The sequence below is a fragment of the Chitinophaga sp. 22308 genome (assembly GCF_052045305.1).
Lineage (GTDB): Bacteria > Bacteroidota > Bacteroidia > Chitinophagales > Chitinophagaceae > Chitinophaga > Chitinophaga varians_A.
The window spans coordinates 324,446-348,312 of the sequence record NZ_JBQEOP010000002.1; the positions used below are offsets into that span (position 1 = coordinate 324,446).

Sequence of the window (23,867 nt, forward strand, 5' to 3'; positions counted from 1 at the left end):
TGTTGATGATGAAGAAAATTTGGACCCTCGCACTGATAACAGTATGCATCTCCTGCAATAAGTTCCTGGAAGTAAAACCCAAAGGGGTCATCATCCCGGAAAAACTGAAAGACTTTGAAGGACTGCTGAATTCACAAACCATGATATTCAGTTTTCCGGAGGCGCTTTTATATAGTACAGACGACTATTATGGTGTATACAACGAGCAGGAAAAAAATATGCAGGCTAATTGCTATTACTGGCGATCAGATATTGATGCCAACGACCAGATCAGCCCGGCCATATGGGGGAGCGGTTATGAAATTATTTACCGGGCCAATGTCATCATCAACAACGTGATGAAGGCCACCGAAAGCAATGAGCAGCAGCGCCGGCAAATATTGGGAGAAGGAATGGCTGCAAGGGCAGAAGCCTATTTTACCATGCTGACCGCTTTTGCCAAAGCATACAATCCGGTCACCGCCAAAAATGATCCGGGCCTGCCGCTGGTAACCAACACGAATGTGACAACGCAGGTGCCGCAGCGCTCCTCGCTGCAAACAACACTCGATTCTGTCATCCATGATCTGCAACTGGCTGTTACCATGTTACCGGAACAAAACATCAACCGCTTTCGCTGTACTAAATATGCAGCCTGCGGTATGCTATCAAGGATATATCTGTATATTGGCAACTATGGGGAAGCAGACCGGTTTGCCGACAGCGCCCTTAAAGCGAGGCACGAACTGCTGGACTACAATAATTTTCAAAGCTGGGAGGATTTCCCTGTGACTGATTTTAATCCTGAAATTTTGTGGCAACGAGGTAGTTATGATTATATGGTGCCCGGCGGGATGCTGTATGCTGACACCCTGAAAAGTTTGTTTCGGGAAGGAGATCTGCGATACAGTTACCTGGCAAAGGAATCGCCGGACGGACTGATGAGGGGAATCACCCCCGGAGCTCCTAACTTCGGCATTACCTTCCCGGAATTATACCTGACCCGCGCCGAAGTAGCAGCCAGAAAAGGGAATATTCCCGCTGCCATGGAATTTGTAAATTTCCTTCGGAAAGCCCGCATTGAAAAGGATGCGTTTACACCTTCCACAGCTACTACCCAGGAAGAGGCCCTGGACATCGTACTGGCAGAACGCCGCAGGGAACTCGCTTTCGGCGGCCAACGCTGGATGGACATGAAACGACTGGACCACGAAGGCAGAATGCCTGCCGTCAAAAGAGTGAACAGGGAAACAGGCGCGGTGATTGCAGTTCTCGAACCTAACAGCAGGCACTATACGTTCCAGATACCGGTAAGAGTACGAAAATTTAATCCTGGTATGATCATCAACTAACCCAAGCTAATAAAACGCCATTTTATGAAACCCTGGTTAAAAAACACTGTGCTGAGCATAGCCGCCACCGCCGCGGCTTTTCCAGCGTTCAGCCAGTCAACGGTCAGCGGTAAACTGCCGCCCGGTCAGGAAACAAGCCTGAAACTCTCACAGCCCGGAATGGAAACACTGGAAGTGCCGGTGGACAAAACCGGAAAATTTTCGTTTGCCACCGGCAAATTGCCTAAAGGCATTTATCAGTTGGACGAGATAGGCCCGGTATACCTCGAACCCGGCTATGCCCTTGAAATAACCGGGGAAGGTGAAAGCTACCGCTTCAAAGGAAAAGGCAGCACGGAGAATAACCTCATCCGGGAAGTAGCCAACCAGCTGAAAGCATATGTACCCATGTCCGGGGAAGATTATCTCTATTCTTTTTACATGTGGGACCTGCCCGAATTCCGGCAGAAAATGAATGCCTGGCAACAGGCCGCGGCTAAAATAGTGGAAAAATCAGGCAACCCTTATTTCATCGGACTACAAAAGGTCGCGGTGGACTTCCGGATAAAGACCATCACGCAGGACTGGTGGATAAACTACGGCGTGGATTCAGTAAAACGCATCGCGTTTCAACAGTTGCTGGAAACACCGCCTGAGCCAGAAGACACCATGCGGGCGGTAAAGTTCAGAACTGCCTACGATGCAATGCACCTGAAGAAACTGACAAAACAGGAACAGCATATACTCGATTCGCTGATGTACGAAGGTTGGGACATGAATAACGAAGACTGGTTCCGCAACGTGGCCGCTTATCGCGATGTACTCGACGGTAAGATTGCCAACATTACGTACGCCACTTACCAGAAAGAGTTAATGGCCGGTGCAGAACTGAACGCGTTAAAAGCCAACGTGGTGGACACTAAAATAACGTCCCCCTTTATCCGCGGGTACTATCAATATCTTCAGGCATCCAGCGTTATTAAAATGAGCAATGATGTCAGCAATATAGATTCCGTGTATAAAAAATTTATGGCGGAGGTGACTAATGATGTCTACAAAAAGAAAATCAGCGAAGCATACGACAACTTTAAAAAATATGGCGATAACCAGCCCGCACCTGACTTTGAATTCGAAAACGTCCATGGCGCAAAAGTAAGGCTGAGCAGCCTGAAAGGGAGATACGTCTACATCGATGTATGGGCCACCTGGTGCGGCCCCTGCAAAAGAGAGATTCCGGCTCTTACTGCTATCGAGGAAAAATTCGCAGGAAAAAACATACACTTCATCAGCTTGTCTGTAGACCGCCAGTCAGATAAAGGAAAGTGGCAGGACTTTGTGAAGGAAAAACAACTGAAAGGGGAACAGCTCATCACAGACAACGATTTTAATGCGGATTTCATCAAAAACTTTAATATCAACGCTATTCCCAGATTTATATTGATCGGGCCGGACGGAAAAATTGTTTCCGCCAGGGCCAAACGGCCATCAGACCCGGGATTACAGGAGCAGTTGAATAGTTTGCTATAAATGTGTAAGGGGGCCGCAGTAAACCGACAGCGGCCCCTTTTTTTCAGATATCAGGAATGGTACTGATGGAATTGTTGAACATCTCTCACAAGAGGAGCAGAGAGCTTTTCGTCAAGGCGATTGAAATCTGATACATCAAATTGTTGGCCCGTAAGCCGGGCCATGAAGCTGCCGGCGCGGACTTTCAGCTTATCAGCAAAAGAAAGGTCGCTGAATTTGATTTTACCGGGCAGGAAATAACGGAGGCATCGGGTAAGGACAGGTGCCGGCACGTTTTGTGCCACATAGCCGTTGAGCTTTTCCACCTCCTCCGGTTTGGTGGCGCATACTACAAAAAGGAATAGCGGCTTGCCTGACAGCTGGGCTTCATGTTGCAGCAACCACGGGCGTAGCAGCATTTTCCCAATGTATATGCTGGTGCCCAGTATCAAAAAATCTGCGGTAGACAATTGTGCCGGCGTGACTTTATCTGCTTCCACTGCCGGTATTTGTAACGCTTTGCTGATCCACTCAGCGTATTGACGCGTAGCGCCGTACTTAGACTGGAAAATGATGATGCCATGCATAACAGGTAGGTATTAAGCAATTCATATTGATAGAACAACAACTGCTGTGGAACTTTGGCTGTGCTGTCTTAAAATAAAGGATGTTGGTGTTCTTATCTAAAGACAAAATTATCACCTTTCGATCTACCAGCCCAAAAAGTTGACCTGATATAAATCAGGAAAAGACATGATAGTGGACATATAAAGTGGACCATGATATGCCACGGGGGGCTATCGGGAAACGAGAAAATGTATGAGGTGGGAAATGACGGGGTTAACAGGGTTTACGGACGCCTTTCAGGTTATCAATAAAGTAGTTCCCTTTATTGAATTCGTCTACCAGCTGCTGGATAGCTGTTTTTTCGAACATCTGTTTCAGCTGTTTTTTGATGGCCTTGTATTGGGTATGCATGGGGCAGGGCCTTGTTTCGGAACATTCTTTAAGTCCCAGTACACATTTGGTGATCACGCTTTCTTCTTCTACGGCCTCGAGGATGGCCTTTACCGGCAGTTTACGGGCGCGGTCTGTCAGGAAAAAGCCGCCGTTAGGGCCACGCACGGAACTGATCACGCGGTTGTTTTGCGTGAGCAGCTGTAGTATCTTGGCCGTAAATGATTTGGGAGAATCAATGCCCCGGGCAATTTCCTCAATTCCCAGCTTATTATCTTCCGACCCTTTCAGTGCGATATAAATCGTTGCTCTCAGGGCGTATTCAGCAGTTTTCGACAACATAATATCAAATCATGACGATCGCAAGATAATAAGAAATAAGGTACCGGTCAAACCGCCGGCACCCATTCCGCATAGGAATCACTCGTCTCATACAACCGCAGGCCTGCCAGTACTACCTCTCCGGGCAATACCGCTCTTAACGCCCGCTGCATATACAACACCATGTTTTCCGCGGACGGCTCCATGTCCCACACCCACAGGTTCTCCTGTGTGCTGCAACCCGGATGGGCCTGCATATAGGCGGCCGACAGGACCAGGCGGTGATCAAAATGCTGCACGATCGTCTGCTGCACCAGCTCCTTGATCACTTTAAAATCCACCAGTATCCCCGGTGCTGGCAGGTAGTCTTCACTATGGTTTTTGCCCCGTACCGTCACATGCAACTTATAGGAATGCCCATGAATGTTTTTGCATTTTCCATTGTATTCATGCAGCGCATGCGCCGTTTCAAAACTGAATATTTTCGTCAGCTGTAACATATCTCCGGTCTGTTGTTGGTAAGAATTGTGCAAAGGTACATTTAAAAAAGGATATTTGTGTCCTTTTTTACTAATATTGCTGCCTGAAACAATTTCATCAACATGCACACATTCCATATACCTGTGATGGGACTGGCTTATACGATCGACAGCCCCGTTAAAGTAGCGCGGTTTGGCATCTCTTCTGTCATTTCCATCATAGAAGACCGGCTTATTGAAATGATGCGGAGCCATTATTATCCCACAATAGGAGAGACGTACCGGCCTATTCCGGCAACGGAGCCGGACTACCGGGCGCGGCGTATTACTGATTATCTCAACTTGGTGAACCGCATCGTGAAGGAGCAGGTGGCGCAGCTCAAAAACAAAGCCTTTGAGGCCGGCTCCGAAATAGTCCGCTATTTTGAGATGTTGCCCGAACAGCATCCGCTGAAACAAACGTACCGGCAAATGACCAGTACCACAGACGCCGGAGAAAGGGCCACTCTGGCCGACCGCCTGCGCAACGCCGTCAGGCCCGGCAGCATCGATGTCAACATCATGACCAAAACAGACAAAGACAACTTCGATAAAAACGGGCAACCCATCGCAGATGGCTCCGACGCCATAGCCGCACTCAGAGGGTATGTCAACAGTGACCTGGCCGGTTCTTCCATCGTATTTTCTGCCGGCATGAATCCCCGCCTCTACAACTACCTTGAAAAATGTCCGCAATTCAATGCAGATGCAACAGGTAACTTCAGCAAAAAAATCATCGTCAAAGTCAGCGATTTTCGTTCTGCCCTGATACAGGGAAAATACCTCGCTAAAAAAGGCATCTGGGCCAGCGAATTCAGAATTGAGTCCGGGCTGAATTGCGGCGGGCATGCCTTCCCGTCAGATGGCACACTGATGGGCCCTATTATGGAAGAATTCAAACTGCGCAGACAGGAACTCATCGACACCTTATTTGCGCTTTACAATCCTGCACTGGAAAACAAAGGGCTCGCCACCTTTACCTCTCCACCTCCATTACATATCTCGGCACAAGGCGGCATCGGCACGGCCGCAGAAGACCAGCTGCTGCATACCTACTACGGACTGGACAGCACCGGTTGGGGAACACCTTTCCTACTGGTGCCCGAAGCCACCACTGTAGACGCTGACACCCGTCAACGCCTGTGCGAGGCCACCACAGCAGACCTCATCCTTAGCCACCATTCTCCGCTGGGCGCCCGCTTCCATTATCTCAAAGGCAGCACGGCAGAACAAGAGCGACTGGCGCGCATTCAGGCCGGAAAACCAGGCAGCCCCTGTACGGAGAAACATCTCTCATTTAATACCGAATTCACGGAAAAGCCTGTCTGCACCGCCTCCCGTCAGTACCAGCGCCTCAAGGTGGCACAGCTGCAATCACTCCAACTGCCGGAGGATGTCTATACGGAGCAACTGGAAGCTGTGCTGGAAAAGGAATGTTTATGTGTAGGCCTTAGCAATGCGGCCGCTATCGAATATGAACAACCTTTCGTGAAAGGCCGTCACGCTGTTAATATCTGCCCCGGCCCGGGCATCGCGTATTTCAACAAGGAAGTGTCGCTGCAAACAATGACCGATCATATCTATGGCCGCTGGAATATCCTGGAAGGAAACGCAAGACCGCATATGTTCATCACAGAACTGAAACTGTACCTGGACTACCTGACAGAACAACTGGAAAAAGCCCGGAGGCACAACACGCTCGCGCAACAACAAAAGTATTTGCGCACATTCAGTGAACAACTCACCAAAGGAATAGATTACTACCACCAATTAACAACAACGGGTGTACTGCCGGTGGAATTATTAACAGGACTCGAAGAGGCAAACCTGCAACTGACGAATATTGTAGCGGCATATGCGCTGACGTAAATTATTGAAGCATATGCAGGCATAATAGTCCCAGGGCTTCTAGCCCTGGGATTTAATGTGTTGAATTGAATCTAAAACACCGGCATTCCGCCGTTTCTGCCTGATAGAAATCATGGTTTGCAAAACAACGGAAATACCTACCAGCAATAGTCCTGCATAAAACGCACCATTTACCTGCTTGCCTTCTCCAAAGAACAGGAATGCCACGGTGATCGCGTAAATCGGTTCCATATTGAAACTCAGGTTCACGGTAAATGCGGGGATGCGCTTTAGAGACTCTGCAAACATGATGTATAGCCCAACTGTGCATATCAGGGATAACAGTAACAGATATACGGTGTCTTCCATACCGGGAAAAACGCTTTTCACCGGGAAGTAATGGAGATAGACCGGTAATAAAACACCCCAGCCGATACAGCCGCCCATCATCTGGTAATAGTTGATCAGTTTACTGTCATATTGCTTTACCAGCCGCTCATTGTAAATAGTGTACAGCGCGGCAAACGCTGATGAAACAGTGCCCAGCGCGATGCCCAGCTGGTAAGACACATCGAAATGAAAAATAAGGCTGATGCCCAGCAAGGTAAAGAGGCTTAATACCAACTCGGTGGCTGCGAATTTCTTCCTGTTGATCAGCGGCGAAAAGATCGCAGTGAAGAAACTGGTCAGACAGTAACAGACCGCCCCAATGGAAATATTACCGTACTTGATGCTGCCATAAAAGAATATCCAGTGAATAGTGATCAGCAAACCTACTTTAGCAATATCCAGTTTCTCGCGGGTGGTAATGGCAGTACTCACCTTAAACAACTTCACAATCAGAAACAGCCAGACAAACGAAAAAAATATCCTGTACCAGACCAGCAGTCCTTCGTTGAGCGAAATAAGTTTTCCGAGTATTCCGGTGAAAGCGGCGATGAACACCGAAAAGTGTAAGATGAAATATGTTTTTTTCATAAAGGGTTCTCCGTCCGCACTTGCGGAGCTGCTGTATCAATATAACAAACAAAATTGTTATCGGGGGATTATTATTTCGTCTGCTGCAGCGGGCATTTATGCGTTCCGGATAATAATAGCCCCGGGCGTGAAGCCCGGGGCGTTGTAAAACGTGCATCATTACATTCCGATGAATCGGGATGACATTTTTCCAGGTATTTATAAAGTTGGCCGGCTGGCGTAGTCCTGCCACAGGTCATCTAATGTTTTGCCTGTCTGGGCTTGCCAGATGCCGGCGGAATAGGTTTTGCCCCGCATGCTTGCGTCCAGTGTTTTAACCAGTTTATCGTTGACATTTTTTTCGAGCCATACGAGGAAACGCGCGGTAATGCGGTAGCTGTTGTCGTACCGTTGTGACGGGTTGTAGTCGGGCATGGCCCAGCCTGCGCCGGTATTGTCGAGGCCATAACGGTAACGCACATAGTCTGCGATGCCTTCGGTAAGCCAGCCGGGGCCGGCTCCTCCCGGGTACGCCTGTACGATATGCATGACTTCATGTGTCACTACGTCGATGTCGCCGGGGTGTTGCCGGAACCATTCGGGATTGTAGACCACGTGGCCGCCACTGGTGGCCGCCACGCCGGTATAACCTGGGTCTATCACAAAAGTGACCTTCTTCAGCGTGTTAGGGTTGTAAGCGTTGGCCAGCACAGGATACACGGTGAAGAAAGTATTGATCATCCTTTCTTTCACCTGTTTGTCGAAAGCCGGCGACTGGTTGATGAACACCAGCGTATAGTCGCCACGGGTGATGGAATCGGTGGTGACGGCTATCGTTGCGGCTTCCGGTGCCGGAGTGCTGTTGTCGTGGGCACATGCATGGATGAACAGGCCAGTGCTGAGTATCAGTAATCGGATCGTTTTCATGTTACCAGCCCTCATTTTGTTTTAGCTGTGTGTTACGCAGGGTTTCGTCTGTGGTGATGGGGATAACGTACATCGCATTACGCCACAGCCGGTCTTCCACTTTAAAGCGCTCATAGCGGTAGCCGCCCGGTGCGGTGGCATCGGCGATGGGCTTCATGCCCCAGATGGTTTTTTCGGTGTTCTCTGCGATCTTCCAGCGGCGCACGTCCCAGAAGCGGTGGTTCTCAAAGCTCAGTTCTATTCTCCTTTCGTTACGGATGCGTTTACGCATATCGGCCTGTGTCAGTCCGGCGGGCAGTGGTGGCTGACCGGCGCGGGCACGTATCAGGTTGACGTATTTGGTGATATCGGCATTACCGGGATCGTATTCGTTGAGTGCTTCTGCATAACTGAGATAAAACTCCGCCAGCCGGAAAAAGATGCCATGCACATCGCGGCCCGGGCCCTGGTTGATGGTAATGCTTTCGTTGGCCAGTTTGCGGCAGTAGTAACCGGTACGGCTATGGTCTGTTTGTGTGCTTTGTTCGTCTTTCCCTCTTTCAAACGTTTCTATTTTCCTTCCTTTCCAGGGAGCGCCGTTGTAGCTGATATCAGTATAGAACCTTGGATCACGGCCTGCATAGGGCTGGGCAGGATCGTAGCCGGAGGCAGGATCGCTGATGGGCAGGCCATTGGCCATTTCGTAGTCGTCCACAAGGTTCTGTGTAGGAGCGCAACCGGACCAGCCGTTGCTGCCATAAGGGAAAATGTAGCGGTCATAGTCCTGGTTGGTTTCTTTCATCCGCACCCAGATGACTTCCGGGCTTAGCAGGGTGTTACTGGTGAACATGGTCTGCCTGTCTGCCAGCGTGTTTTCCAGCCGGTAGGCGACACCTCCCTGCGGTGTCTGGAGGTCTATCACTGCTTTGGCTGCTGCCGCGGCTTTGCGCCATTTTTCCGGGTCGGAGGCGGTGTTGTTGGAGCTGATATCGGCGAGGAATCCGTTTTTGCCGGCGATGGCCCAGAGCGGACTGGCGCTGTACAGCAGCATGCGCGCTTTGAGCGCCAGGCAGGTACCTTTGGTGACACGGCCTATCTGCGTGGAGGAATAGCTGACAGGCAACCGTTTCATCGCTTCATCGCAGTCGGCCAGTATCTGGTTGATGCAGGCGTCGTAGGCGCTGCGTGGCTGGTTAAGGGCTTTCTGGTCGTTCTGGTCGATCGTTTTGGTAACGATGATCACGCCGCCGAACTGACGTACCTGCTCTGCCAGGTAATAAGCCCGCAGGAAATATACTTCACCGATGCGGTTCTCCAGCGAGCCGGGATTGTTGGCGTCGTCAGGGGTTTTATACTGCGCAATGCCTTCCAGGATGGCGTTAGCCTGACGGATGGCGACATAGTTATCGCGCCACGTATTGCCGATAGGGTTATTGTTGCCGGACCAGGAGCCGTTGTTAAAGCTCATGGAAGCCATCCAGTTGGAGGCGTCTTTGGCCTCGTCTGTGCCGGATGACATGGAATAACCGCCGAGGTACGTATAGGCGCCGCGCAACCGGGAATAGAGGTTGTTGACCACCTGGTCTGTCATCGCGAAATTGGTGAAGATGTCTTTGTCCTGTTGCTGGGTGGTGGCGGCCCTGTCAAGAAACCCTTTTTTGCAGGCGCTGAAAGTAAGGGTGGCCACTACACAGAAGAGCATGATTTTTTTATAGAGAGATGGATATTGCATAACGTTCATTTTTTAGAATCTTACATCGATACCGAAATTCCAGATGCGCTGAATAGGATACATGGCGCCGTTACCATCACCGATTTCAGGGTCTACCTGGTAGTCTTTCAGTTTGTCCCAGGTGAAGAGGTTCATACTGTTGGCGTATAAACGAACATAGGAGAGGCCCACCTGTTTTACCCAGGTTTTAGGCAGCTGGTAACCTATCTCCGCATTTTTGAGGCGCAGATAACTGGCGTCCTTTACCCAGAAGGAAGAGCCCCGGTGGTTGTTGCCGTTGGTATTACTGTGCAGGCGCGGATAGGTGGCGGTGGCAGCTGTTTCCGGTGTCCAGCGGCCCAGGTGGAAGGGCTTTACTTTACCGCCCTGGAAAAATTCATACACCGCTTCGTTGTTGAGCATTACATCGGTATGGGCAGCACCCTGGAACAACAGGGACACGTCGAAACCTTTGTAGGCGGCTCCCAGTGTGGCGCCGAACATGATCTCCGGCGTACGGGCGTAACCGATAGCTGTTTCATCGAAGTCTGACTGGATGAAGTCGTACTCTTTGCCGGTAAGTTTCTTGTATTTGAAATCACCCGGGCCATAGGCGGAGAAGTTCTGGAAAGGGCTGTTGTCTATGTCGGCCTGGTCTTTAAAAAATCCTTCAGAGATAAGGCCGAATTTGGTGCCTATAGGGTGACCGGTGCGTTTCATCCAGGGATAGGCCCGTGCCACTTCATCCTGGTACACGATGTTGTTACGGGCGAAAGTGACATTGGGTTTGATGAAGTAATGCACCTGGCCGATGGTGTTTTCGTGGCTCAGCTCCAGTTCAAATCCTTTGTTGTCCACAATACCGATGTTCTGTGCTTTGATGTCCTGACCAAATACATCAGAGAGGGTGTTGCGTCGGATGAGGATTTTGCTTCTGCGTTGGGTGAACAGATCGAGGGAGATACCCAACAGGTTGTTCCAGAAACGTGCTTCGATGGCCATATTAGCCTGACGGCCGCGCTCCCAGGTCACACCGGGGTTGCCGATGGCTCCCTGTTGCCATCCGTTGGCCTGACTGGCATTGGTGCCAAAATAATACTGGCTGCCACCACCCCAGGATGTGAACCAGAGGAACCGGTCGCTGCCTGCCTGGTCGTTGCCTACCTCACCATAGGAGCCACGTATTTTCAGGAAGCTGATAGCTGAAATATTGTCTTTGATAAATGGTTCTTCAGACAATACCCATCCGGCGGAGATGGAAGGGAAAAAGCCGTAGCGGCTTTCTTTGGGGAAGTTTTCAGAGCCCTGGTAGGAGGCGCTGAATTCCAGCAGGTATTTCTGCATGTAGTTGTAGGTGCCGCGAAAGAGCAGTGACTGGTATGCTCTCGGGATGGATGACCCGTTTTCGTTGAGGCGGCGGTTCCAGAGTACCATGGCGGTGGCTTCATGGCGGCCAAACTGCCGGTTCCAGTTGGCGGTGGCTTCGAGGTAGGTGCTGCGGTTGGCGCCGCCGCCGTTGAAGGAACCGTTAGGGTCTATTTTGGTGTCCTGGCCGGACTGTTTATAGCTGGTGATGTTGCCCTGTGCATCGTACAGTGGTTCAAATACGGCGTAGTTGCGGGTATAGGAGGCAGAGGGCGAATTGGTGTTGTCGTACGAGAAAGAAACTTTGGCTGTCAGGTTTTTGGTGATGATGTCCAGTTTGCGGGTAAGGGCAAAAGTTCCCTGTACGGTGTTGTTATACCAGCGGCGGTATCCTTTCTGTGATAGTTCCCCGAGGATGTTGGACTGAAAGGTGCCGTTTCCCCAGAGGGAGCCGTCAGGGTTCACGATCGGATAGATGGGCGCCATGCGGTTGGCCAGGTTCATGATGGTGCTGGCGGAGTTGTTGCCATCGCGGCGGTCGGTCATGATACCGGCAATGTCTACACGGGCGGCCAGGTCAGGAGTAATGTCAACGTCTACGTTGGCGCGCAGGTTGTACCGTTTCATGTTATTGTTGCCGGTGTAGCCGTCCTGGTTTTCTTTGGTGTGGGCATAGAGGCCGTCCTGCACGTTGTAGCCGGCGGAGATGAAGTAACGCGCGATGTTGTTGCCGCCGCTGACGTTGAGGTTGCCCTGTGCTACAGTGGACGGTTTCATGATGAACTTATAATAATCGGTGTTGGGCAGTTTCCCGCTTTTATAGCCGTCCAGCTGCGCCTGTGTGAACGCTGGCTGGGCGCCGTCATTTTTCAGTGCTTCATTGAGCAGGGACGCATAGTCGTAGGAACCGAGATATTGCGGCAGGCGGGTGGCTTCGGTGATGCCTGTGGATGCGCGGAAATTGACAGAGGGCGCGCCGGCCTTGCCTCTTTTGGTGGTGATGAGAATGGCCCCGTTGGCGCCGCGCATGCCCAGTACGGCGGTGGCGGCGGCATCTTTCAGGATGGTGAGTGTTTCGATATCGTTCGGATCTACGTAGTCCATGGGTCTTTCGATACCGTCTACCATGATGATGGGGGAGGCGCCGTTAAGCGTGCCTACGCCGCGGATGTACAGGTTGCTGGCATCTACGCCGGGCTCGCCGCTGCGCTGGGTGGTGATAAGACCGGGAAGGCGTCCTGCCAGCGCGTTGGTGAGGTTGGACACGGGGCTTTGCACCAGTTCCTTGGTGCTGATGGAAGCGATGGCGCCGGTAACGGTAGCTTTTTTCTGTTGACCGTAAGCCACTACCACTACGTCTTTCAGGCCGAGGCTGGAGGGCATCATGGTCACATCGGTTTGATTGGAGGCGGATATTTCCACTTCCCTGGTTTCATAACCGATGAAGGAGAACACCAGTGTTTTCATATTGGCGGGCACCTGTATGCTGTAGGTGCCGTCGCTTTGTGTTTGTGTGCCTCTGCTGGTGCCTTTTACCTGTACAGAAACGCCCGGGAGTACCACGTTGGTTTTGTTTTCCATAACCGAGCCGATAATGGTGCGCATCGCACCGTTGCCGCCCTGGGGGGCCGGACGTACCGTGGTATCCGCGGTGTGGCTGTTTTGTTCTGACGGGCGAAAAATGATGATGATGTTGTCTGACTGCCGGAAGTGCAGGTAGGTGTCAGTCAGCAGCAGTTCCAGTGTTGTTTTAACGCTGCGGGTGGCTTTAGGCAGACTGACATTTTTGTACAGGTTGACCTGTTCCGGCGGATAGGCGAGGCGGAAGCCTGACAGGCTTTCCACTTTACCGAGCGCGCTTTTGAGTGTTTCATTTTTGAGTGTCAGGGTGATTTGTTTGGTAGAGATGTCCTGCGCCCTGCCGGGAGAGGCAGAGAGGACGGACGACAGTAACAGGATGCTGAGCAGCGCCAGGGTGATGGTTTTTGCCATGTGCCGGACTTGGCGGAACATACAGGGCAAGAGTGTGGCAGTCAGCTGTGTGGTCACAGCTAAGAACTTGTGCATAACGGGCATTCTTTTAAAATTGTTAGGAAATAGGTAGCCGTTAACAGCAGGATGTGCTGTTTCGACTGTCAGCTTTTTCAGGCTGATAAAAGTTTTTTTACTTCAGAACGTGTTGTTTGATGGTGATCAATGTGGTTTCATGCGATGTAGATTTTAGTGATGCATAGAATCAGTAACGGCGCACTGGTGGCTGATTTTAATGCTAAATTGATTTAGCAAACAGGGCGTACTTTGTCCTTTTAACTTTTTACCGTTATCAATTTTGGTTTTGAATGATGTGTTTTATCGTCGTCTTAGCAGCCTTTGCCTTTTATGAGCACGTCGCGGCCGTTTTCTATTTGATACGTGGCGTTTCTGACTCCGCAGATCACATCGAGGACTTCTTCGAGTGATTCGGTACCTGCAAATGATACACGGACAGGGCATTGTTTTAAAGCGTCATCACTGAATTGTATGTTCACTTCATAACGTTTACTGAGTGTATTAGCGATAGTTTCAAAAGTAGCGTTTTCAAAAACCATCTCGTTGGTGGTCCAGTTGGCCCGGGCTGCCGCATTCACGGCTTCCTGGCGCGCTGCGGCATTTTTTATATTGTAAACGATTTGTTGGTCGGGTGTTAATACGGCCAGCACTTTAGTGCCGTCTTCCACTTTTACTTTTCCTCGTGTAACCGATACCGTTATTTCCGCCTGTTCCGGGTAAGCGCTGATGTTAAAAGCGGTGCCTAATACAGTTGTTTTCAGTTGACCGGTATTGATGACAAACGGCTTCAGGCTGTCGGACCGGATATCGAAATAGGCTTCCCCCAGCAGCGTCACTTCCCTTGACAGGCCGTTGAAATGCTCCGGCACCACGAGGCGGCTGCCACGGTGCAGCACCACTGTGCTGCCGTCAGGCAATGTCAGGTAACGGTCAAAATTCGTTTGTCCGTCAGCGTAGCGCCGTACACTGACAGTGGTACGGTCGCTGTTGCTGTACCACCAGTAGCCTGCACCAACCAGTACCAGTACGCTGGCCCAGATAGCGGCATAACGCCACCATTTGCCCATGGTACGTAGCTTCACCGCCTTCAGTGGCGGTGCCACGGGCGCGGCCGACAACCGGGCCCTTAATGCCAGCAGCTGTCGCTGGGTGAGTTGCTTCGCTGCCTCGCTTTGCGGGTCTATCACTTCATCAGGCAAGTCCTGCCCGAGCGTGGCGTACCAGCCTTCCAGCATTGTCAGCTCTTCTTCAGTACAGGCGCCCTGACTATATTTCTGTAACAGTACATACAAATTTTGTTCATCCATAGCGGTAATGATGCGACTGGCTACAATAAATAACACCAATTTAATCTGTTGCCGTTATCCCATCGGGAAATTTTTTTTCAGGATAAGCAGGGAGATAACAGGGGTAAAACACAAGTGAATAATTATTAGATTTGATAAAAATCGTATAGCCATCGAACCACACGCGGAAAATACCGATACAGCCCTGCTCCGGTCCTGGCAAAACGGCGATGAAAAAGCCTTTGACCAGCTCTATGCCCGTCATTATATCAGGCTGGTGAACCTGGCCTGTAAAAAGACAGGGAATATGGAAGCATCACAGGAACTGGTACAGGACGTGTTCTTGTCACTCTACCGCCAACAGTCACGGTTACCCGAAAATACTGTCCTGGAAAACTACCTCTTTATTGCCACCCGTAACCGTATCTATAACTATCACCGGCAACAGCTTTTGCAACTGAAGAAGGAAGCGCTTCTCAGGGAGCATTATATGCCTGCGTCCGGCATTGGGCCGGACAAACTGGAACTAAAGGAACTGGAAATAAAGCTACGCCGTAAAATCCAGCAACTGCCCGACCAGTGCCGCGCCGTTTTCCTCCTCAGCCGCGAAGAACAACTCTCCAACAAGGAAGTGGCCGAACGGCTGCACATCTCTGTAAATACCGTGGAACAACACATGCGCAAAGCGCTCCGCATCCTCAGGGCTTCTATCAATGATGAACTGATTATGATGCTGATCGCCGTAACGATGATTCACATGATATAGGCCTGTTCGCCTGGATTGGCCCGCGGCTCAATGAGAAAATAATCAAATAAAAAATAACAAAATGACTGTCGATCTTATCGTAGCTGAACTGAAAGACGTAGAACTGCTGCATCACGTATGCACAACGGCTTATACACAACATTTCACCAATCAATGGGAAACTGCCGCGGCGCTGGAGCGCTATCTGAACGGCTCTTTTTCTGTGGACCGCCTGACGAAGGACATCCTGGAGCCAGGCACCGCTTATTACCTGATCTATGCGGACGGGGAGCCTGCCGGCTTCGTCAAACTCAATGACCAACTGAAAGAAGCCGGTCAGGCGTCCGTTTATTCTAACGCAATGGAACTGGAGCGTATCTATATGCTGGCTGCCGCCAAGGGCACCGGCGTGGGTAAACTGGCGATGGAGAAGATAGAGGCGATTGCCAGGGATAAACAAAAATCAGCTATTGTACTGTATGTAGTAAATGTCAACGAAACGGCTATCCGGTTTTATGAGCGGAACGGGTTTGTAAAAACGGGGAAGACAAGACTGGAGCTGGATGGATTTAAGGAAGAGGTGAAACCCACCACTATCATGTCTAAAACATTGTCTGGCCTGTAAAACCAGGCCTGCGGTAATACCTGATCGGGAAATTATCTGAAATTATTTTTTGGCCGCTGCTTTCTTTGCTTTGGCTTTTTTGGGAGGGCGCTGGCTGATTTCATTCAATGCCAGCGTCATTACTTCCTGAGGTGTCACATAGAGGACAGCGGCCAGTTTCATGCACTCGGCGATTTTCATCAGCTGCGGCTGGGCCAGTTTTTTAGAAAGGGTGGCTTTGTTGAAACCGGCGTCTTTGGTTAGTTCGGTATGCTTAACATAGGTCAGCAACGTTTCGAAGTTATAAATGCCCGGGTCCAGGCTTCTTTCCTTTACCGGAAGCGCGGCTTCAGCGATACCCCTTTTGATCAATCCGGAAAGTGTATGTCGTTTTGATTCTGGAATTTCCATGCAGGATGCTCAGTTTCTCAAATTAACTGAGTTCTGATTTTTATTGCCCTTACTGTTTATGAAATTGGGTTGATTGTTTATAAAATCGTATATTGTGTTTACGTTTTTGACTTTTATTCACCAAAACACACGTCTGGATGGAGGTAACCGTAAATCTGGAAGGGAACAGGAAGCTCAGGAGGATTTTTTATGCATCTGGTTAAGCGCCAGTGTCATAATAACCTGTGGCGTCAACCCAAATGCTTTAGCTAACAAAATACATTCTTCAATTTTTAATAACCCGGGATTCATCAGTTTTTTGTACAGGGTGGACTTGTGGATACCTACCGCCGTTCCTACGGTGGTCATTGGAATAATATCATAGATACCTCTGAGGTCCTTGATCTGACCTCCTTCTATCAGTGTGCGCACTGCCTCAAACCTGGGATCTTTTCCTTTTGCCATTTCTGAATGTTTCGGATGGGAAAATACATCTCATGGGGTTATTCTGCTGTTTGTTATTCTTAAATTGACTATAGTGAATATGAAATAGCATTTATAGTTTATAAAAATGACTATTTTTTTCTCAACACTTATGGTATACCAATAATCAGTCCACTGCCATATGATTTCCCTCAAATCATTACCGCAATGGAAGATCCTTTTTACGATGATCATGACGGCTCCTTTAAATGGTTCATCATTGTTTTCGTGTTCTTTATGGTGCTGCTCTGGACTTTTGCCTGGATGGGCACCGAACAGTAGTTCCAAAGGTTAAAACCAGCGTGAGGCACTGTTTCTACAATCTGCCTCGCCATCTCAACAAATACATAATCCATTTAAACGGCGGTGGTGTCTACCACTGCTACTTTTTTAGACGGGCAGGGTTTATCTTTGCCTTTGTCAAACACCTGCCGATAATGCAAACCACCGAATACGACAGCACGCCAACCCGTGCTACAGCATGGTTTTGGGTACCCGGACTGTTTATTACATTCCTGCTGGCCAATTCCGTATTGGGCGCCCGCCTGCGGGAAGGACAGTGGCATGACCCCGTGAATCTGACAGGTTCCCAAACCATTATTTTCGGATGGTGTTTCCTTGTCTGGCTGGTGGCCGCTTATGCGGTACAAACCCACTACGTGCCCCGCTGGCTGAAACTGGCCGGCACGCTATGCATCGCTGCCATGGTCTCTGTGGCTTTTTATTATCTCTCGCCATTTGAAGATTTCCCCCTGGCGCCTATCCGCCAGCAACCACTGGGAAGGGCACTTTTCAGGTTGAGTTACCGGGGCGTATTAGTGGGGATCTTTGTATATCCGGTGGTGTATTACCTGGCCGCTGCCCGTAAACTGGCGGCGGAAAAGCTGAAAGTGGAAAAGCAGGAGCGGGCATTGCTGCAAATCCGGGCCACCCGGCTGGAAGCCCTGCTGGCGGAACGTACGGCGGCACTGGAGAAAACCATCGCTGAACTGGAACAGGCGCGGCAACAGCTGGCCGAAAACAATGCTTCCAACAAGTCCTGACGTAGTAATCTGACTACAACAGGCCGGGGAACACCTCCCCGGCCATACCTTTTACCGGCGGAGACGGCGCCAGCTTTCCCACAGCAGTCCTCCGGCCACCATGGCCAGCAACACCCACGAAGAAATAGCGGCAATCCTGCGGCCGGTGATAAACGTTTTCGGACGGAATTCAAACGTAATGTCATGTTTGCCTGCAGGCACCTTCAACCCGCGCAGGGCATAGTTGACCCGGATAATATCCGTTTCCTGCTGATCAATATAAGCCTTCCAGCCAGCGGGATAATAGATGTCGGAGAAAACGGCCAGCCCGTCATGGGCATTGTGACTGCTGAAATGTAGATCGTTCAGACTGTATTTCGTCAGTACAATACCGGCGCTGCTGTCCTTTCCAGGCGCCAGATTGCCTACCTGCGCCTGGAAACGGCGGTCAATCACCGCTGTATCCGCCGGATTAAAATGGTCCATGGCGCTCATCTCTGCGTCTGCATTGGCGGCCCAGTGGATACCGCTCACAAACCAGGCATTGCCCAACGCCTGCGGGTTGAACTGCGCTACCGGCTGACCGGTTGACGGGTCGGAGGCTATGATGTAACGGGTGTTCAGCATATTGAGCACCGCCCGGTTGTTTTTGGCAATCTGATGTTCAATCAAATCCTGGTAAATCCACAATTTAGCCGGACTTTGCCCGCCAATGGACTTATGCATGTATGAGGTATTGGCATCGAGGAACGGATTGGTAGTGGCGTTCAGCACCCGGAAATAAGGGGTTTTGTCCTGAAGGATTTTTTCATCGGCAGCAGTCGGTGAAATATAGGTCGCCAGCCGGTCAGGATTCATAAAACTCTCTTCGTTCAGATAATTTTTATCTACCTGGAACAAATCAAACAACACAACGGCAGTGAGCACTATCAGCGCAGGCGCGGCTTTCAGCTTGTCTTTGAGATAGGCCCACAGCACTCCGTACGCTATCGCGATGAGGGCCAGCGCACGGATGCCATCGCGGAGAAGCAGGCTGCTGCGGTCTTTCCTGAGCGCCGCCATCAACGTGCTGGCCGCCTCTTTACTGCCCAGCATCTGTGTGTACTGTTGCAGAATGGTGGCATCATTAGGACCACTGAAAGAATAGATGAACGGCCCGAAAACAGCCACGCCGATAACAAGTCCGCCGGTAATGACGGCCGATTTTTGCAAGGCCTGTATCAGCTGCGCTTTGGGCAGCTTGTTGTCCGTCAGCTCCTGCAATGCCCAGCAGGCCAGCACTACAAAGCTTACCTGCACAATCACCAGCGCCATGGTAGGCGCTCTGAATTTGTTATATAACGGGAGATGATAGAACAGGAAGTTATTGAAAGCTGCGAAGTTATGGCCCCAGCTGATCAGGATGGCGAAGACTGCTACAGCTACCCACCACCATTTATGCGGACTACGGATGATCATCAGCGATAACACCGTCAGCAAACAGATGATGACGCCGAGGTATACCGGTCCGGCCGTCATGGGTTGCCCTGCCCAGTACAACGGCCACCGGCGGCTGTTGGCCAGCTGTTCTGCCTGCACGGCGGGTACGCCCAGCGTTGTCAGGGCTTTGTAGGTGTTGGAATGGACAGACAGCTTTTCCGCGGTGGAATTGCCTACCACGCCGGGTACGAGCAGGGTAAACGTTTCACCTGGGCCATAACTCCACTGGAAGGCGTACTCCACATCTAAACCGGACTGTCCTTTGGCTTTGCCGCTCAGTTCAGATTCGCTGCCGCGGATGGTATAATGCGTGTATTCCTTTAATATCAACAGGTTGTCCATATTGGGCAGTATCGCCAATATGGCTGCCACTGCCAACAGCGCCGAAGCCTTAAAAAATGCGGGCAATTGTTTCGCCCGAAGGGCAAAAACAAACGTACTGATCACCAGCCCCACTACCATGATCAATGTGTAATATGTGATCTGCAGGTGGTTGTTATAAATCAGCAGGCTGGTGGCGGTGGCTGTTAAACACGCGCCGGCCATCCACTTCCCGCGATAGGTGAGAATGATGCCTGCTAAAACAGGCGCCATATAGGCCATGGCCATCACTTTGGTGATATGCCCCGTTTCCATGCTGATGACGCTGAACGTGGCAAAGCCATAGGCAATGGCGCCGAGGATTCTTATCCAGTAACGGAAATCGAGCACGCACAGCAGCAGGTACATGCCCAGCATATTGACAAACAGCATGTCTGCCGGGTTGGGCAGCCAGAGCGTGAACAGCTTGTTGAGATACCAGATGGCGGTCACCGGCGGACCGGTGAAGATCACGTAGGTAGGCATGCCGCCGAACATGCTGTTGGTCCACATCGGTATTTCTCCGGTCTTGTTGTAAAAGTCCAGCGCTTCTTTTTGCATGCCCTGGTGGTGCATCATGTCTGACTGGAACAGGGCTTTTCCCTCCAGCACGGGACTGCAAAAGAGCAGGGCAAGGCCCGCAAAAAGCGCTATGGCGGCTACATGCAGCCAGAGGGTTTTCATCCGGTTGTTATTCATTGTTGATGTTTTCGTACCGGCGTTAATGCCGGACGGGCGTCAAAATAATGAATTTGTATGACCGGCGAAAATCCGTACAGGATAACGTTAGTGGTCCATCGCCACTACCGGACGGCTGTTCTTCTTCCGGTTAGATGCCACCAGCAGCAGCGGTAGTGAAACCAGGAATACCAGTCCCATCACCAGGAACGCATCACTGAAACTGAGCAGCATTCCCTGCCGCGTGATGCTATGATCGAGCAGCTGCACGGCCTGTTGCCGCGCATGTGACGCGGAGGCGCCCTTGCTTTGGAAAAACTGCGTATAGCCGTGCAGGCGGTTGTATACGGCGGGGTTGGACGGATCGAGGTGGCTCACCAGGTCGTAACGGTGCTGTGCATTGCGTTTGGCCAGGTACGTGTTGATCAGGGCAATGCCGAAGGAGCCGCCCAGTTGCCGCATCATGTTGTTGAGTGCCGCTCCCTGCGGTATGTCGGCAGGTGCCAGTGAGGAAACCGCCAGCGTGGTGAGGGGCACAGTCATCAGCGCCATGCCCAGCGCGCGCCATATCAGCGAGCCGCTGATGGCGGTGGAGGTGGCGTTCTGGTTCAACTGTGACATTTGCCAGCTGAAGAGGATGAACATGCTCATGCCGGCGAGGATAAGATACAACGGCGACAGGCCGCGCTGTAACAGGCGGGCGCTGATCACCAGTCCGCCAATGGCGAGGAAAGCACCGGGCAGTAGCAACATCCCTGTTTGCAACGGCGTGAAATAAAGCAGCCGCTGTGCAAATACCGGCGTCAGAAATACGGAGGCAAACATACCCGTGCCCGATATAAAGGTGAGGATGGCGCCTACGCTGAGGTTCCTGCTTTTTAACACGCGCAGGTTTACTACGGGGTGGGCTACACGTAATTCCCACCAGATGAAAACGGCGATGCCGAATAGTGCGATGGCGCTCAGCCACACGATGTACGCTGCTTCAAACCAGTCGTCTGTTTCACCGCGTTCCAGTACCGTCTGCAGTGCGCTCACGCCAACGGCCAGGAGGATAATGCCGGTCCAGTCGATACGGGCGGACTGTGTTTGCTGCGGTGGTTCGTCCAGGAGCAGGTAACAGACGAAGGCAACGAGTATACCAATCGGTACATTGATATAGAATATCCAAGGCCAGCTATAAAACTCTGTGATGTAGCCACCGAGGGTAGGACCGATGGTGGGGCCAACGAATACGCCTATCCCAAAGATGGCGCTGGCCACGTTCTGTTTTTCTTTCGGAAACTGGCGGAATACGATCACCTGTGATACCGACAGCAGGGCGCCGCCACCGATGCCTTGCAGGAAGCGGAAAATCACCAGCGTCCAGATGCTGGTGGCTTGTCCGCACATAAAGGAGAAAAACGTAAAAGCCAGGATGGAACCGATGTAGTAGTTGCGCTGGCCCAGCCGGGCCGCGAGGAAACTGGTAATAGGGATAATGATCACGTTGGCGATGGCGTAGGCGGTGATCACCCAGGAAGTGTCTTCCAGGGTGGCGCCGAGGTTGCCGCTCATGTGCGACAAGGCCACGTTGACGATGGAAGTGTCTATCAGTTCCATGATGGCCGCGGCAATGACCGCGACCACCAGTAGTTTACTTTTCATACCGATTGGTATATTTTATGGCAAAAAAATCAGGAACGGGCGTTTACCGTTTGCAGGGCCTGTGCCGGTGAAGTGGACTGCAGCAGTTGCCATACCTGCCGGGTTTGACCGATATGGATTTCATACTCGTCATTTTTGAGGGCCTCCATGAAGCCGGCGGCCACTTCCCCGGGCGCAATACCCTTCTCGCCGCCGATTTCGCGGGAGAAGTCGGTGTTCACCATGGGCGGCATCAGTTCAAATACACGTATAGGCGCCACCGATACCCGCAGTGATTGTGTGTAGGAGTGGAGCGCCGCTTTGCTGGCCGCGTAGGTGGGCACCGCGGTGAAAGGCACCAGCGCCGTGACGGAACTCACATTCACGATCGCTGCTTCCGGCTGTTGTTGCAGCCATGGCAGCAAATATTCCGTCAGTTGCAAAATAGCGAGATAGTTGGTGAGCATTTCATCTGCGGCTTTATCGATGGCCCGGGCGCTGTCGGTCAACGCATAAGCATATGCTTTACCCGCATTGTTGATGAGCATATTCAGCCGCGGGTATTCCTGCTGCAATGTTTTTACCAGCGCTTTTACCTGCGTGTCCTTGGTGACGTCGCATACCATGGGAATGAGACCTGGCGTGCCTGCTGCGGCCTGCTGCAACCGTGCCTCATCCCTTCCGGTGATGATGACCGTGTTGCCCGCTGCTGATAATGCCTGTGCGATCGCCAGTCCGATGCCGGCACTGCCGCCGGTAATTAATACCGTGTTACCTGCTGTTTTCATGTTATAATTATTATACCAATCGGTATATTTTAAGATAAAAAAATATCCAAACAAAAAATAATCAAATAGTCAGAGTTGATGGACGAATGTTTCGAGCGATTGCATAATGGCATTGCGGTAATGCATTTTGCCGGTCAGTTTGGCGATCATGATACATCCTTCTATCATGGCGATGATGGTCAGGGCCGCCTGTTCCGGATTGGTCTGCGGACTGAATTCTCCCTGGCGGATGCCCAGCGTGATATCGTGCGCGATACTGTCCTTCCATTTGCTCACGGCCTCGGCGGCGCACTGTTTCAGGGCAGGGTGTGTATCGTCTGCTTCCGTAGCGGTGTTCAGGATAGGGCAACCACCCACTGGGAACGGATGCTTCAGGAAGTTGGTATATACATGCACATAGGCCAGCAGCCTACCGCGATAGGTGTCCTGCTTCGCTTTTTCCTCCCGCACAATGTTGGTCACCTGGCGGATATTGTATTCAAATGCCGCCAGCGCCACTTCGTCTTTGTTAGCGAAGTTACCGTATATGCTGCCTTTCGTCAGCCCGGTTGCATTCGTCATGTCCGTCAGCGAGGTGCCGGCATACCCTTTCTCATTGAACACAGGAGCGGTCTTCTCCACGATAAACTGTTTCGTTCTGGCTGCTTTGTTCATATTACTTATTCTTCCTGTTAGACGAAACAAAATTATACCATTTGGTATAAAATGAAAAATCTTTTTTCTGATCCGAGCTGAAACGGTGTAAGCCAAAGCTCCAACATTGAATTGACCCCAAGCTCCAACTTTGAATTGGCCGTAGCTTCAACCTTAACGTAATCCAAGGCTTTACTTTGAATATCCAAGGCCTCAACTTTGAATATCCAGGGCATCAACTTATTGTGACCCAGGGCTTCAGCCCTGGGATACGCCGCCATAAAAGAACCGGGCCGACCCTAAAGGCCAGCCCGGTTTTTTTTCA

At 51.0% G+C, this 23,867-nt stretch carries 20 protein-coding genes; 6 read left to right on the plus strand and 14 right to left on the minus strand.

Annotated features, from left to right (window positions below):
* Window positions 1-5: 5 nt before the first annotated feature.
* Both ACTJJS_RS08030 and ACTJJS_RS08035 read left to right on the plus strand, forming a co-directional pair.
* Window positions 6-1,331, plus strand: coding sequence for a RagB/SusD family nutrient uptake outer membrane protein (locus ACTJJS_RS08030; RefSeq protein ID WP_168872411.1), 1,326 nt, complete (start codon window positions 6-8; stop codon window positions 1,329-1,331).
* A 24-nt stretch (window positions 1,332-1,355) separates the two neighbouring features.
* Window positions 1,356-2,837, plus strand: coding sequence for a TlpA family protein disulfide reductase (locus ACTJJS_RS08035; RefSeq protein WP_440663235.1), 1,482 nt, complete (start codon window positions 1,356-1,358; stop codon window positions 2,835-2,837).
* Between the two features lie 50 nt (window positions 2,838-2,887).
* Here ACTJJS_RS08035 and ACTJJS_RS08040 read toward each other — a convergent pair whose 3' ends face one another.
* From ACTJJS_RS08040 to ACTJJS_RS08050, 3 genes are all read right to left on the minus strand, one after another.
* On the minus strand, window positions 2,888-3,403 hold the full coding sequence (locus tag ACTJJS_RS08040; RefSeq protein ID WP_440663237.1) for a flavodoxin domain-containing protein: 516 nt from the start codon (window positions 3,401-3,403) through the stop codon (window positions 2,888-2,890).
* A 253-nt stretch (window positions 3,404-3,656) separates the two neighbouring features.
* On the minus strand, window positions 3,657-4,115 hold the full coding sequence (locus ACTJJS_RS08045) for an RrF2 family transcriptional regulator (RefSeq protein ID WP_168872420.1): 459 nt from the start codon (window positions 4,113-4,115) through the stop codon (window positions 3,657-3,659).
* Window positions 4,116-4,162: 47 nt separating this feature from the next.
* On the minus strand, window positions 4,163-4,627 hold the full coding sequence (locus ACTJJS_RS08050) for a 6-pyruvoyl trahydropterin synthase family protein (RefSeq protein WP_440663238.1): 465 nt from the start codon (window positions 4,625-4,627) through the stop codon (window positions 4,163-4,165).
* Window positions 4,628-4,696: 69 nt separating this feature from the next.
* On the opposite strand from ACTJJS_RS08050, the gene ACTJJS_RS08055 reads away from it, so the two are divergent.
* Window positions 4,697-6,481, plus strand: coding sequence for a hypothetical protein (locus ACTJJS_RS08055; protein WP_440663239.1), 1,785 nt, complete (start codon window positions 4,697-4,699; stop codon window positions 6,479-6,481).
* Window positions 6,482-6,520: 39 nt separating this feature from the next.
* On the opposite strand, the gene ACTJJS_RS08060 is transcribed toward ACTJJS_RS08055, so the two are convergent.
* The 5 genes from ACTJJS_RS08060 to ACTJJS_RS08080 all read right to left on the minus strand — a co-directional run bounded on the left by ACTJJS_RS08060 (window position 6,521) and on the right by ACTJJS_RS08080 (window position 14,755).
* The gene (locus ACTJJS_RS08060; protein WP_440663240.1) at window positions 6,521-7,438 is read right to left on the minus strand and encodes a DMT family transporter; all 918 of its coding nucleotides are present in this window, start codon (window positions 7,436-7,438) and stop codon (window positions 6,521-6,523) included.
* Window positions 7,439-7,636: 198 nt separating this feature from the next.
* Window positions 7,637-8,344, minus strand: a complete 708-nt coding sequence (locus ACTJJS_RS08065; protein WP_440663241.1) for a basic secretory protein-like protein — start codon at window positions 8,342-8,344, stop codon at window positions 7,637-7,639.
* Between the two features lies 1 nt (window position 8,345).
* Window positions 8,346-10,055, minus strand: a complete 1,710-nt coding sequence (locus ACTJJS_RS08070) for a RagB/SusD family nutrient uptake outer membrane protein (protein WP_440663242.1) — start codon at window positions 10,053-10,055, stop codon at window positions 8,346-8,348.
* 12 nt (window positions 10,056-10,067) lie between these two features.
* Entirely contained in the window at window positions 10,068-13,466 is a 3,399-nt protein-coding gene (locus ACTJJS_RS08075) for a SusC/RagA family TonB-linked outer membrane protein (protein ID WP_440663243.1), read from the minus strand.
* Window positions 13,467-13,759: 293 nt separating this feature from the next.
* Window positions 13,760-14,755 (minus strand): FecR family protein, encoded by a 996-nt coding sequence (locus ACTJJS_RS08080; RefSeq protein WP_440663244.1) that lies wholly within the window; start codon window positions 14,753-14,755, stop codon window positions 13,760-13,762.
* 184 nt (window positions 14,756-14,939) lie between these two features.
* Here ACTJJS_RS08080 and ACTJJS_RS08085 point away from each other — a divergent pair, with 184 nt between their 5' ends.
* Window positions 14,940-15,500, plus strand: a complete 561-nt coding sequence (locus ACTJJS_RS08085; RefSeq protein WP_211092717.1) for an RNA polymerase sigma-70 factor — start codon at window positions 14,940-14,942, stop codon at window positions 15,498-15,500.
* A 61-nt stretch (window positions 15,501-15,561) separates the two neighbouring features.
* Window positions 15,562-16,104 (plus strand): GNAT family N-acetyltransferase, encoded by a 543-nt coding sequence (locus tag ACTJJS_RS08090; protein WP_440663245.1) that lies wholly within the window; start codon window positions 15,562-15,564, stop codon window positions 16,102-16,104.
* A gap of 42 nt (window positions 16,105-16,146) precedes the next feature.
* Here the strand turns inward: ACTJJS_RS08090 and ACTJJS_RS08095 are convergent, their stop codons facing one another.
* Together ACTJJS_RS08095 and ACTJJS_RS08100 are read right to left on the minus strand one after the other, a co-directional pair.
* Window positions 16,147-16,494 (minus strand): hypothetical protein, encoded by a 348-nt coding sequence (locus ACTJJS_RS08095; RefSeq protein ID WP_440663246.1) that lies wholly within the window; start codon window positions 16,492-16,494, stop codon window positions 16,147-16,149.
* 174 nt (window positions 16,495-16,668) lie between these two features.
* Window positions 16,669-16,938: a hypothetical protein gene (locus tag ACTJJS_RS08100; RefSeq protein ID WP_168872431.1), complete on the minus strand. Its 270-nt coding sequence runs from the start codon at window positions 16,936-16,938 to the stop codon at window positions 16,669-16,671.
* A gap of 455 nt (window positions 16,939-17,393) precedes the next feature.
* Here ACTJJS_RS08100 and ACTJJS_RS08105 point away from each other — a divergent pair, with 455 nt between their 5' ends.
* Window positions 17,394-17,999: a hypothetical protein gene (locus ACTJJS_RS08105; protein ID WP_440663247.1), complete on the plus strand. Its 606-nt coding sequence runs from the start codon at window positions 17,394-17,396 to the stop codon at window positions 17,997-17,999.
* Between the two features lie 51 nt (window positions 18,000-18,050).
* On the opposite strand, the gene ACTJJS_RS08110 is transcribed toward ACTJJS_RS08105, so the two are convergent.
* The 4 genes from ACTJJS_RS08110 to ACTJJS_RS08125 form a co-directional block, all read right to left on the minus strand.
* A complete protein-coding gene (locus ACTJJS_RS08110; protein ID WP_440663248.1) occupies window positions 18,051-20,516 on the minus strand; it encodes a YfhO family protein in 2,466 nt (821 codons plus the stop codon).
* A gap of 87 nt (window positions 20,517-20,603) precedes the next feature.
* The gene (locus ACTJJS_RS08115) at window positions 20,604-22,142 is read right to left on the minus strand and encodes a DHA2 family efflux MFS transporter permease subunit (RefSeq protein ID WP_440663249.1); all 1,539 of its coding nucleotides are present in this window, start codon (window positions 22,140-22,142) and stop codon (window positions 20,604-20,606) included.
* 29 nt (window positions 22,143-22,171) lie between these two features.
* Window positions 22,172-22,909, minus strand: a complete 738-nt coding sequence (locus ACTJJS_RS08120) for an SDR family oxidoreductase (protein ID WP_440663250.1) — start codon at window positions 22,907-22,909, stop codon at window positions 22,172-22,174.
* A gap of 69 nt (window positions 22,910-22,978) precedes the next feature.
* Window positions 22,979-23,563: a TetR/AcrR family transcriptional regulator gene (locus ACTJJS_RS08125; protein WP_440663251.1), complete on the minus strand. Its 585-nt coding sequence runs from the start codon at window positions 23,561-23,563 to the stop codon at window positions 22,979-22,981.
* Window positions 23,564-23,867 lie beyond the last annotated feature (304 nt).